Here is a 10,457-nt window from a genome sequence, read left to right on the forward strand (position 1 = left end):
TTTAACAGGACATAAAAGACCGAAATATCATGTTTTGGTCTTTTTGTTGATTTATTCCATATCACCTTTTGTTATAATACGATTAGTTAATAAGCACTAAAAAATGGGGTATGAAAATGATTGAACAAAATAGTCGGCTGCCGTTGTATGTTCAATTGAAGCTATCAATAATCAAGCAGATTGAGCAAGGCCTATATAAAAATGGGGATAAAATCCCGACTGAGCATGACCTTTCTGAAAAATATAATATTAGTAGACCGACAGTCAGACAGGCTTTAGCGGAGCTTGTCCAAGAGGGGTATTTAGTGAAAAGAAGAGGCTTGGGCACCTATGTTTCCAATCCTGTCATAATAGGTAATGCTTCAGTATTCCGCACCTTTGCAGAAGAAATGGAGATATTCGGATTCAACCATAGTGCCAAGTTAATTTCAAAGAAGGTATATCCCCCGCCAAAGGACTTGGCAGATACATTATCCATTGACCGGGGAGAAGAAGTGTTTGAGATTGTTCGTTTAAGGTATGCGAATAATAAGCCTTTGGCAATTCGGACTTCAATTATTCCTGTTAGAACATATCCCAACCTGTTGGAAGAGGATCTTGAGGTGCTGTATTCTTTATTTGCTCAAAAAGGGATTTTTCCTACACGATCAAAACAAACATTTCAAGCTGTGCCAGCCACAAAAGCGGAAGCTGAATTATTGAACATTTCGGAAGGAATGCCTTTAATGTTATGGGATGGACTTGTTTTTACAGACAATAACCAGCCTTTGGAAAAAGTGAAGGTTGTTTATCTCGGGTCTCATTTTCGCTTCGAAATTGACCAAACGAGAGAACAATCAAATGTTCAATTTAATAGTCAAATAGACAAAAGGAGCTAGACTAAAAAGCATAATACGCTTTTTGATCTTGCTCCTTTTTTTATTTTTTCTAAAAAAACCTTGTTAAATAATCTAACAAGATTGTTTACGGCCTAAAAATAGAGACATATAATTCAGTTTAAGTATTTAGAGTTGTTAGAAAACGTGACATGGCTTATGAGAATTTTTTAATTTTAAGTTGTAAAGACATCATAACAAAATAAGGAGTGATAAGAATGATGATAGTTAATTCTGCAAAAGCTGTTGAAAACTATACAAAGGAAGAACATGCCATTGAATTGCAAGGAATAAAGAAACATTTTGTTGATAAAGAGGATAATGTGATTCAGGTTATTAAAGATATCACACTTGATATTAAAGAAAAGGAGTTTATTAGTATTATTGGTCCGAGTGGCTGCGGAAAGAGTACTATGTTTAATATTATCTCTGGTCTCATGGAACCGTCGGCAGGACATGTAACGGTAAAGGGGGAAAATATTTCGAGTTCAACTGGTCATGTAGGTTATATGATGCAAAAAGATTTATTATTTCCCTGGCGCACAATCCTCGACAACGTTAGTCTCGGACTTGAGGTAAAGGGGAAAGCAAAGAAGGAACGTGAAGAAATTGGGTTGGCCTATTTGGCGAAATATGGACTTTCCGACTTTGCGAACGCCTATCCTTCCACATTATCGGGAGGAATGAGACAAAGGGTTGCACTCATTCGCACCCTGGCAATCGACCCCGACATTATTCTTTTGGATGAACCTTTTTCTGCTTTAGACTATCAAACAAGATTAGTACTGGAAGAGGAAATACTGGGAATTTTAAGAGATTTCGGCAAAACAGCCGTTTTAATTACACATGATATAGGTGAAGCGATTGCGATGTCGGACCGGGTCGCCGTTATGACCCAAAGGCCGACTTCGGTAAAGAAAATCTATGAAGTGGGCCTTGCCAAAGAATACAGTTCCGCTATGAAGGCTAGATCCGATCATCGATATAATCATTTTTTTGAAAGTATTTGGGCCGATTTAGATATTCAAATTGGGAGGGAGTTATAATGGATTTAACACAAGTCGGTACTGGAAAGATTATTCAAACAAAAGCCCGGCAAAAGAAAAAGAAGCTCAATCCCATCGTGCTTTATAATATTTCAAGACTGGGAATTGTTTTATCTCTATTGGCTATATGGGAACTGGCAGTTTATCTGCAATGGGTCAATTCTTTTTTGATGGGTTCTCCGCTTGGCATATTAAATGAAACGGTTCGTCTTATTCAAAGCGGGCAGCTTTTCAGTGATATGCTGGCAACTGTTTATGGAACGATTATGGGCTTTATTATCGGCAGTGTTTTAGGTTCTGTTGTCGGTCTTCTATTATGGTATTCTACAACATTTGCAAGAATTATTGACCCCTTTATTGTCGCTTTAAACGGCCTGCCGAAAATTGCCCTTGCACCGATGATTATTATTTGGTTTGGCTCGGGGATGTTCTCGAAGATTGCTTTAGCCGGTATTGCTACGTTTATCGTGGCGTTGCTTTCAGCATACCAGGGAACACATCAAATCGATTCAAATCTTGTCAATTTAATGCGATCACTCGGAGCGTCCAAAGGCCAAATTTTTAAAAAGGTTGTTTTTCCTTCATCCATGCCCTGGATTATTTCCGCATTCCGATTAAATATAGGTTTTGCCTTAATTGCTGTTATTGGGGGAGAGTTTATCTCTTCTGATAAAGGACTTGGAAGAATGATTTTCGTCGCTGGAAATCTATTTAACTTAAATGTTGTCTGGGTGGGAGTCTTAACTTTAATGGCAGTTGCGATCTTTCTTTATGTTGTTGTATCGAAAATGGAGTCTCGATTAATTCCTTGGGATGCAATGAACAAACAAAGTGAAAATCAATAACAGTTCAGATGGGGGATTTTTCAATGAAAAAATATTCGATTATCACACTACTATCTATACTTGTTGTGACTCTGTCAGCTTGTTCTGGAAGTAACGCAGGAGTTTCTTCAGCCCAGGCTGAAAAAGATGGTGAAATGGACACTGTTCTTATAACAGAGGCCTTCCACACTCTTCTTTATTTACCACTGTATGTGGGTTTCCATGAAGGTGTGTTTAAAGAAAATAATATAAATATCTCTAATATTCGCTCTGCCGGTACCGGCCCGACCGCATTGACGTCCGTGCTTTCCGGCGAAGCACAATTTTCAGTACATGGTCCGGAGCACGTAGGTTTTGCCAATGAAAAAGGCGGCGATGCAAAAGCTGTCAGTGCAGTAGCAAATAGCGCTCCTGTCTGGGTGCTTGCTAATAAAGATGTTGTGTTTGATTCACCGGCAGATTTAAAAGGAAAACGAATCATCGTCGGGTTAGCTCCAGGCACATCGAATACGCTACTCAAACGCTTGCTCGAAGATAACGGACTTGATTATCAAAACGATGTAAAAGTAACTGAAGTCCAAAACGGATCTGAACTGGGCCCCGTACTGGCAGGGGAAGCGGATATTGCGGTCGCTTATCAGCCACAGGTAGAGCAGGGCTTAGCTGAAGGTTTGGAATTAGTTTACGATTTCACAAAAGAATATCCCGACTATGCATTCTCTACTTTCAATACGTCTCAAAAAATCATCGATGAAAATCCTGAGCTAGTAAAACGATTTGTAAAAGCTATGGACGAATCTCTAAAACTAATCCATAAAGACCCGGAAACTGCAAAGAAAGTAGCTAAAAAAGAGTTTCCGGAACTGGACGGAGACGTTATTGATCAAGCTGTTCAACGTATGATTGACAGCAACGTTTATCCGGAAAATGTCGAGATTACTACGGAAGCTTTTAAAACAGCTATCGATATGCAGAAATTTGTAGGAAATATAAAAAACGAAATGAAGTATGAAGATATTGTGAATTCAGAGTTTATTCCTGGTGAATGACAAGGAGGAGGTGTCTAGTTATGAAATTAACAATAGTTGGACTGCAAAGTGGTCCCAATTTAAATGGAGAAAGTTATACTGATCGTCTTGAAATGCTGGCTGCTCAATTTGATCATGCTATTCACGATAATCCAGGAACAGACCTGGTCGTTTTCCCCGAGCTAATGACGACTCCTTATTTTTGCCCGATAGATGATCAAAGCTTTTTTGAATTAGCAGAACCTTTACTTGGCGAAACGTTTACATTTTTTTCTCAAAAAGCAAGAGATTCGGGTGTGTATGTTGTGATTACCATATTTGAAAAATATGCAGATGATCAAAACACTAGCTATTATAATACGGCAATTATGATTTCTGATGCAGGAGAATATATCGGCAGTTATCGGAAGACACATATTCCAAAATTGGCACTCCCAACTTTAACAACGGATGAAACTCGTTATTTTAAGAGGGGAACTGAATTTCCTGTTTTTGATGTAAAAGGCTATAAGGTTGGTATTCTCATCTGTTTCGATCGTTCCTTTCCAGAAGCTGCCAGGGCTCTCGCGTTGCAGGGGGCAGAATTAATCATCATTCCAACAGCAGCCGGAGGAGAAGAGCGAAAGGCAGCATGGCTTTCCGAGTGCCAGGCCAGAGCCAGAGAAAATGGCCTCTATGTTGTCGGGGTTAATAAGGCAGGAGACGAAACACTTAAAGCTGAAGGCCGGGAGTTAACATCACGATTCTTTGGGTTAAGCTGTGCCTTTGATCCAAGCGGAAATGCTGTGCAACCTCATTTAGACAGTGAACCTTGGAAGCACATTATCCTCGAAATCGATGGTAAAAAAGTAGAAGAACAAAGGAATAGGTTAAACTTTTTGGATTTTTTACAAGGAGATTTATATCATTCTTATTCGAGTGAAGTTCAGAAAGTAAGAAAATATGAAATTAAGAGAGAGACAGTTCCGCTTTTTGGACCGAAAGGAGTCGTTACAATTGATTAAGACGTCTATGTTTTCCTTGACGATTGCAGATGCCCACCGATTATTAAGAGAAAAACAAATATCCCCAACTGAGCTGGTTTCATTATATTTAGAACAGATCGAACAGGCAGAGCCAACCATAAGAGCCTGGGTAACAATTGAAAAAGACCGCGCTATTGAAAGAGCAAAAGAGTTAGAGCACAAAGTGAATCAGTTTAAAACGTTTTCACAGCTATATGGTATTCCATATGCAGCAAAGGACATCATTTATACGAAAGGAATAAACACTGAAGGCGGATCAAAGGCATTAAAAGGATTTACACCTGATCAGGATGCTACCGTGGTTCAAAAATTATCTGATGCAGGGGCTATTTTACTCGGCAAAACAACGACGACAGAATTTGCTAACTGGGGAGGCCCACCGGAAACTAGGAATCCATGGAATTTAAACCACACGCCTGGCGGATCAAGCTCCGGTTCGGCAGCAGCCATGGCTGCAGGTATGACTTTAATGGCATTGGGGACCCAAACAGCCGGATCATTATCAAGACCGGCTGCCTATAATGGCTTGACAGTGTTAAAAGCAACTTATGGAAGAATAAGCAAGGCCGGTGTGATACCCGCCAGCTGGAGCTTGGATCATATAGGTGCTTTTACAAAAACGGTTGAGGATACAGTCCTTGTCTATAATGAAATTTCCGGGCCGGACCAACATGATTCATCCACTTGGACATTGCCAAAACAAGATCTCTGCTTACGGGAAAAGAAAGACTATAAGATCGGCATTGTAATAGATGAATATTTTAAAGACACTGATGGTGAATTGCAAAAGTCTATCGAAGACGCGATTCAGGTGCTTCAGAACATAGGTTTTAAAACGATTTCTATTCATTTGCCCGGCAGTTTGGAAGCGGCCAACGCTGCTCAACACATCGTGATGAAATCGGAAACAGCCCATTATCATGCAGATAAATATTTGAAAGAACCGGCCCTTTTCGGTCCCTATTTACAGCAGTTTATTAAAGAAGGCTTACAAATTAAAGCAAATGATTATCTGAAAGCGCAACGAATCCGATCTATTTTTAGAGAACAAATGACCGAACTCTTTAAAGATGTAGATTTGTTAATTACCCCAGCCTCACCAACACCCGCACCAAAAGGGATTTCAGAAACAGGATCACCTGCCTACAATCTTCCATTTACAAATGCAGGTGTCCCAACTCTGACCATTCCTATTGGATACACACAAATCAATCATCTGCCAATGGCAATGCAGCTAGTTGCCGGTCCGATGCACGAGCAAAAGCTAATAGATGCCGGGTTTCTTTTTCAAAAGGAAACGGATTGGCATATGAAAACACCTGAGATGCTTAGGTAAAAGATGTTATTGATTGTAACGATGCTATTGTTAGGGTTCGTGTTGGGATTTGTTGGAGCTGGGGGCTCCGGTTTTATCATTGCTATACTTGTGACGATTTTCCATATCCCCGTACATACCGCATTAGGCACTGCCGTATCTGTCATGTTCTTTAGCGTATTGTCAGGAAGTTGGAGTCACTTTCGAGAAGGGAATCTATATTTAAAAGAAGGCTTAATTGTCGGTTTGTTCGGGGGAATTGGTGCTTTCTTTGGGACCAGATTGACCGTGTTCATAGACCCGAATGTGCTGATGTTTTTTACAATGACAGTGTTAGTCATTTCAGCAGTACTTCTTTGGTTAAAAACTAGAGTGAACATCAGGGTTGAGGAAGAGAGAACAAATCCGGCGGTTCTTGGCTATAGCCTAATCGGGCTCGGTAATGGCTTGATTTCAGGAACTTTCGGGATCGGTGCAGCTCCCTTTATCCAGTTGTCACTCATAAAATGGCTGCATTTTCCAATGCGGTTCGCCGCAGGAACTACGATGTTGGTTATTGTACCCATTTCGATGTTCGCATCTGCTGGCTACATCGTAAACGGCTATTTTGACACTCTGTTGTTTTTAAAAGTAGCTCTTGGAACGATAGTTGGGACCTACATTGGAGCGAAGTTAACCAAGAAACTTCCCCAAGTTCTATTGCGATACGGAATGGTTATTACTCCGATTGCAAGTGCGATCATATTACTAATCAATTTTCTATGAAATGGAAAAGCTTAATCCAATAACAAATGATGAAGCAGCCTATTTTTATCATCGAAAAATTGTTTCATGATTTTGTAGTGATTGGTTTCTTCCAGGGCTGTTTCATTGATTCCGTCCTCGCTAAGCTCAAATATTTTGGAGGATGGATAAGACATGATGATCGGGGAATGGGTCGCTATGATAAACTGAGAATTCTCGTTCACCAGATCATGGATCCTTGCGATCATCGATAATTGCCTGATTGGTGAAAGGGCCGCCTCAGGTTCATCCAAAATGTAAATGCCGTTGCCGCGAAAACGATTTGTGAAGGTCGAAAAAAAAGCTTCGCCATGTGATTGTTCATGGAGTGAAACTCCGCCAAACGAGTCAATTACCCGGGGGCCGGGTGCTGGTTCACTGTCCATTTTTTCTATGTTGGAAGCGACATTATAAAAGCTTTCCGCTCGAAGAAAAAAGCCATCTTTGGGCCGCAATACGCCTTTTATCACTTTAAGGTAATGTTCGAGAACGGAATGAGAGTCATAAGTGGTGAAGTTGAAGTTCAACGAACCTCCTTCTGGATTAAATCCGAGCGAAACGGCAATGGCTTCTAAAAAGGTTGATTTGCCCACCCCATTTTCACCGACAATGAAAGTGACATTTGGATGGAGAGATAGTTCGGTTAATGAATGAATGCTTGGGAGATTAAAAGGATAGTCATTAAATGAAGGAACTTTATCTCTTTTCAATTTAATGCCTCTAACATATTGGGAATGTAAGTGATCCATACAATTACCCCGCTTAACTGATGATCTTTATTCTATATTTTATCAGATTAAAGAAGTGGAAACATTTATTTCTGTTGGAATTTTTAAATGGAAGGTTCGATTATAACCCCCCTGTTTGGAGACAAAAAGGGGGGGTTTTTGTGTGTTTTTTCATCAGATTCAGCTTGTTTTACACTTGTTTTAGTTGGACCAGCATTCCGCCATTGGCACAAGCCTTATTTAAAGGGAGTTCAAGAAATTCTAAGCCTGCCCGTCAATGTTGAGAGGATCAATTAAGCGGAAATTCCCGGGATTTAAGCGGAAACTTGAATAATTAAGCGGAAATACGATTATTTAAGCGGAAAAAATAATAATTAAGCGAAATGCGAGTTTATTTAAGCGAAACGTAGAAAGCGATTTGGTCATTAGGCTGAGGGACGGTCTGGACAGGGTGAAAAGGATTATCGTCAGAGGGTCAAATCTGCCAGACCTTAATGTAAAGGCAAGGGGCGCAAGATAATTTTGATGGTGTGAGGCATCTTGAGGTCGTTTTGTGCTTCTCTTAAAAACTGATACATGGCTTTACCACCGACGGAGTTGGCGGAGTGAATCGTAATGCGTTCTGCGAACAGCTGGTACTCTACCATTAAGTGCACAAGCTTTAACCCGTTTCTCGTTTTATTGACCAGATCATGGTCCAACGACAAATGTTCGACATGAAAATGCACTAACAGGTTGAGACATTCATCAATATTATCGGTCAAAATATATCCTGGTGGACAAGGCCGGTAATCATCAAGAAACACACTTATTTTCATGACCATACCTCCCTCTATGTTCGGATTACGAATATTTTACCACATATTCATAGTGTTAATTGGTACTCCAGCAATAATAAGCAAGAAAAAAGGTAGGAATACCAATTGATTCCAGCTTCGTAAATAGGTACAAAGTAATTTTTTAATTTATGAAAATTTACGGATTTATTCTCATAGATCATTGGTTGTTTATAGTAAAATATGTATTGGACATTATTGGGGGAAGAAGAATGAAAATTCTGTTGGAGTTGCTGCGAATTGTTTTTATATTTTTTATTCTGGGCGGTATCATGACGGAGCTGTTAATAAATGTATATGCGAGTACGGGGATTAACGTAGACGATTATAACTGGATGGGTGTTTTGGGCATCTTAATATTGCTTTTTGTTTTGTATCGAAATAGATGGCAGTTTTCTGGCTGGTATTCTGGAAATGGCAGAGAAAAACTTCCGGTAAAAACTTCGAATCTATTGTTAACGATTCTATTTTGATGCTAATGCTTCCCCCTGTTTTAGGTTTAATACTTTAATTGAAATATAGAGAGTTGAGTGACAATGAATATCCGAACAGAAAAAGCCAGTGATTATAAAAAGGTTTACCAATTAAATTATCTTGCTTTTGGTGAGAGAGACGATGAATCCAAACTGATCGAAAGAATCCGGTTATCCGAGGAATTTGTTCCGGAATTGTCGATCATCGCAGAAGAAAAAGGAGAAATCGCCGGCCATATCCTCTTAAGCAAAGCTAAAGTAAAGAATCCAAATCAAGAATATGAAGTGATTGTTCTTGCACCAATAGCAGTTAGGCCTGGATACCAAAAGAAAGGGATCGGAACCAAGCTGATGCAGGAAGGACTGCGAAGATGCAAGGGCCTGGGCTACGGATTGGTTTTATTAATCGGCCACCCGGATTATTATCCTAAGTTCGGATTTAAACCGGCGAGAAAGTATCGGTTGGAGTTAAGGCAATTTGATGTCCCCGATGAGGTTTTCATGGTTTGTGAATTGAAGGTCGGGGAACTTAATAAAGTCCATGGTGAACTCACTTATCCGGACGCTTTTTTTAGCTGAATACTTGGAGAAGAGAAATGGAAAATAATCTGTATTTGTTTTAAAATCAATCTTGATAGAAATAATGTATTTGGTTTCTGAAAATGTGTATGAACGTGGGTTTCATGTGAAGTTCTAATAATAACGGAGGAAATAATCATGAGCGCTAAAATTAAGCTTAGAGATGTTATTGAAGGAATTGATATGCAGTTTGATGATACATATACTTTTCTAAATAAAGAGACTGGTGAAGTAATTTCCGTATCTCATGAAAACTTCCAGGATGCTGAAGAATTAGACTCATTCGAGAATTTATCCGAATGGCAGCAGGAGGAACTGGAAATTGCGATTGATGTCCTTGGGAATGACGAAAAATATATAGAACTTCCAACAAAAAATGATATTAATGAATATAGAATTATGGAAGACTTTTGCTATTCAGTACAAGATAAAAGAATACAAGACAGATTATTTGATGCTATTGATGGAAAAGGTGCCTTTAGGAGATTTAAGAATAAAATTCATGATTTTGGAATTGAGGATCAATGGTATTCCTTTCGAGATGAAGAATTTAAAAAAATCGCAATCGAATGGTGTCAGCATCATGATCTGCAGTATATCGATTAAAGCTGAAATGAGTCGCTTCGAAATCCTATGTTAATTTTGCAAGAGATAAAGTAAATTGCAAGGATGGTGGGAGTTTGTGTTTGTAAAAGTATACCAGTACCATATTGAAACAGGAAAAGAACAAGAGTTTATTGAAATTCAAGAAAAAGCAGCAGAGATTTATCATAAATATGTAAACTTTCATACCACTTGTCTAAAAAGTAACGACAATCCCACTAAATGGATGGAGATAAGCTGGTATGAAAGCGAGAAAATCTATGAAAAGTCTATTTCCATTCACTAGCGTTGCACAAAAAATCTATGAAAAAGTCAAGGATGAAAAAATGGAATAAAAATCAA

General features: G+C 39.1%; 13 protein-coding genes. 11 read left to right on the forward strand and 2 right to left on the reverse strand.

The window, feature by feature from the left end; all coding sequences use genetic code 11:
• The first annotated feature begins 116 nt into the window (after positions 1-116).
• From CU635_RS08470 to CU635_RS08500, 7 genes are all read left to right on the forward strand, one after another.
• A complete protein-coding gene (locus CU635_RS08470; protein ID WP_180956538.1) occupies positions 117-878 on the forward strand; it encodes a GntR family transcriptional regulator in 762 nt (253 codons plus the stop codon).
• A gap of 215 nt (positions 879-1,093) precedes the next feature.
• Positions 1,094-1,921, forward strand: coding sequence for an ABC transporter ATP-binding protein (locus CU635_RS08475; RefSeq protein WP_245917382.1), 828 nt, complete (start codon positions 1,094-1,096; stop codon positions 1,919-1,921).
• Positions 1,921-2,766, forward strand: coding sequence for an ABC transporter permease (locus CU635_RS08480; protein WP_101576857.1), 846 nt, complete (start codon positions 1,921-1,923; stop codon positions 2,764-2,766). Before CU635_RS08475 ends, CU635_RS08480 begins: the two co-directional genes overlap by 1 nt.
• A gap of 23 nt (positions 2,767-2,789) precedes the next feature.
• Positions 2,790-3,794 carry an ABC transporter substrate-binding protein gene (locus CU635_RS08485; RefSeq protein WP_245917384.1) on the forward strand — a complete coding sequence of 335 codons (1,005 nt, stop codon included), beginning with the start codon at positions 2,790-2,792 and terminating at the stop codon, positions 3,792-3,794.
• Positions 3,795-3,814: 20 nt separating this feature from the next.
• On the forward strand, positions 3,815-4,777 hold the full coding sequence (locus tag CU635_RS08490; RefSeq protein WP_180955067.1) for a carbon-nitrogen hydrolase family protein: 963 nt from the start codon (positions 3,815-3,817) through the stop codon (positions 4,775-4,777).
• Positions 4,770-6,134, forward strand: a complete 1,365-nt coding sequence (locus tag CU635_RS08495) for an amidase (protein ID WP_219619914.1) — start codon at positions 4,770-4,772, stop codon at positions 6,132-6,134. The genes CU635_RS08490 and CU635_RS08495 overlap by 8 nt, the downstream gene beginning before the upstream one ends.
• Before the next feature lie 3 nt (positions 6,135-6,137).
• Positions 6,138-6,878 carry a sulfite exporter TauE/SafE family protein gene (locus CU635_RS08500; RefSeq protein WP_101576866.1) on the forward strand — a complete coding sequence of 247 codons (741 nt, stop codon included), beginning with the start codon at positions 6,138-6,140 and terminating at the stop codon, positions 6,876-6,878.
• Positions 6,879-6,889: 11 nt separating this feature from the next.
• Here the strand turns inward: CU635_RS08500 and CU635_RS08505 are convergent, their stop codons facing one another.
• Positions 6,890-7,645: an AAA family ATPase gene (locus CU635_RS08505; protein WP_101576869.1), complete on the reverse strand. Its 756-nt coding sequence runs from the start codon at positions 7,643-7,645 to the stop codon at positions 6,890-6,892.
• 470 nt (positions 7,646-8,115) lie between these two features.
• Complete coding sequence (locus CU635_RS08510) at positions 8,116-8,442, reverse strand: cyclic-phosphate processing receiver domain-containing protein (RefSeq protein ID WP_101576871.1); 327 nt, start codon at positions 8,440-8,442, stop codon at positions 8,116-8,118.
• A gap of 230 nt (positions 8,443-8,672) precedes the next feature.
• Here CU635_RS08510 and CU635_RS08515 point away from each other — a divergent pair, with 230 nt between their 5' ends.
• The 4 genes from CU635_RS08515 to CU635_RS08530 all read left to right on the forward strand — a co-directional run bounded on the left by CU635_RS08515 (position 8,673) and on the right by CU635_RS08530 (position 10,401).
• The gene (locus CU635_RS08515) at positions 8,673-8,933 is read left to right on the forward strand and encodes a hypothetical protein (protein ID WP_245917386.1); all 261 of its coding nucleotides are present in this window, start codon (positions 8,673-8,675) and stop codon (positions 8,931-8,933) included.
• A gap of 63 nt (positions 8,934-8,996) precedes the next feature.
• Entirely contained in the window at positions 8,997-9,512 is a 516-nt protein-coding gene (locus CU635_RS08520; protein WP_101576873.1) for a GNAT family N-acetyltransferase, read from the forward strand.
• A 138-nt stretch (positions 9,513-9,650) separates the two neighbouring features.
• Complete coding sequence (locus CU635_RS08525; RefSeq protein ID WP_101576875.1) at positions 9,651-10,118, forward strand: UPF0158 family protein; 468 nt, start codon at positions 9,651-9,653, stop codon at positions 10,116-10,118.
• A 55-nt stretch (positions 10,119-10,173) separates the two neighbouring features.
• Positions 10,174-10,401, forward strand: a complete 228-nt coding sequence (locus tag CU635_RS08530; protein WP_101576877.1) for a hypothetical protein — start codon at positions 10,174-10,176, stop codon at positions 10,399-10,401.
• Positions 10,402-10,457: the final 56 nt, after the last annotated feature.

The sequence above is a fragment of the Bacillus canaveralius genome (assembly GCF_002860125.1).
GTDB lineage: Bacteria > Bacillota > Bacilli > Bacillales > Cytobacillaceae > Bacillus_BJ > Bacillus_BJ canaveralius.

What these genes read in the sequence shown, in the direction of transcription:
- CU635_RS08470 (WP_180956538.1), top strand. Translation starts at nt 117, where the DNA reads ATGATTGAACAAAATAGTCGGCTGCCGTTGTATGTTCAATTGAAGCTA.
- CU635_RS08475 (WP_245917382.1), top strand. Translation starts at nt 1,094, where the DNA reads ATGATGATAGTTAATTCTGCAAAAGCTGTTGAAAACTATACAAAGGAA.
- CU635_RS08480 (WP_101576857.1), top strand. Translation starts at nt 1,921, where the DNA reads ATGGATTTAACACAAGTCGGTACTGGAAAGATTATTCAAACAAAAGCC.
- CU635_RS08485 (WP_245917384.1), top strand. Translation starts at nt 2,790, where the DNA reads ATGAAAAAATATTCGATTATCACACTACTATCTATACTTGTTGTGACT.
- CU635_RS08490 (WP_180955067.1), top strand. Translation starts at nt 3,815, where the DNA reads ATGAAATTAACAATAGTTGGACTGCAAAGTGGTCCCAATTTAAATGGA.
- CU635_RS08500 (WP_101576866.1), top strand. Translation starts at nt 6,138, where the DNA reads ATGTTATTGATTGTAACGATGCTATTGTTAGGGTTCGTGTTGGGATTT.
- CU635_RS08505 (WP_101576869.1), bottom strand. Translation starts at nt 7,645, where the DNA reads ATGGATCACTTACATTCCCAATATGTTAGAGGCATTAAATTGAAAAGA.
- CU635_RS08510 (WP_101576871.1), bottom strand. Translation starts at nt 8,442, where the DNA reads ATGAAAATAAGTGTGTTTCTTGATGATTACCGGCCTTGTCCACCAGGA.
- CU635_RS08515 (WP_245917386.1), top strand. Translation starts at nt 8,673, where the DNA reads ATGAAAATTCTGTTGGAGTTGCTGCGAATTGTTTTTATATTTTTTATT.
- CU635_RS08520 (WP_101576873.1), top strand. Translation starts at nt 8,997, where the DNA reads ATGAATATCCGAACAGAAAAAGCCAGTGATTATAAAAAGGTTTACCAA.
- CU635_RS08525 (WP_101576875.1), top strand. Translation starts at nt 9,651, where the DNA reads ATGAGCGCTAAAATTAAGCTTAGAGATGTTATTGAAGGAATTGATATG.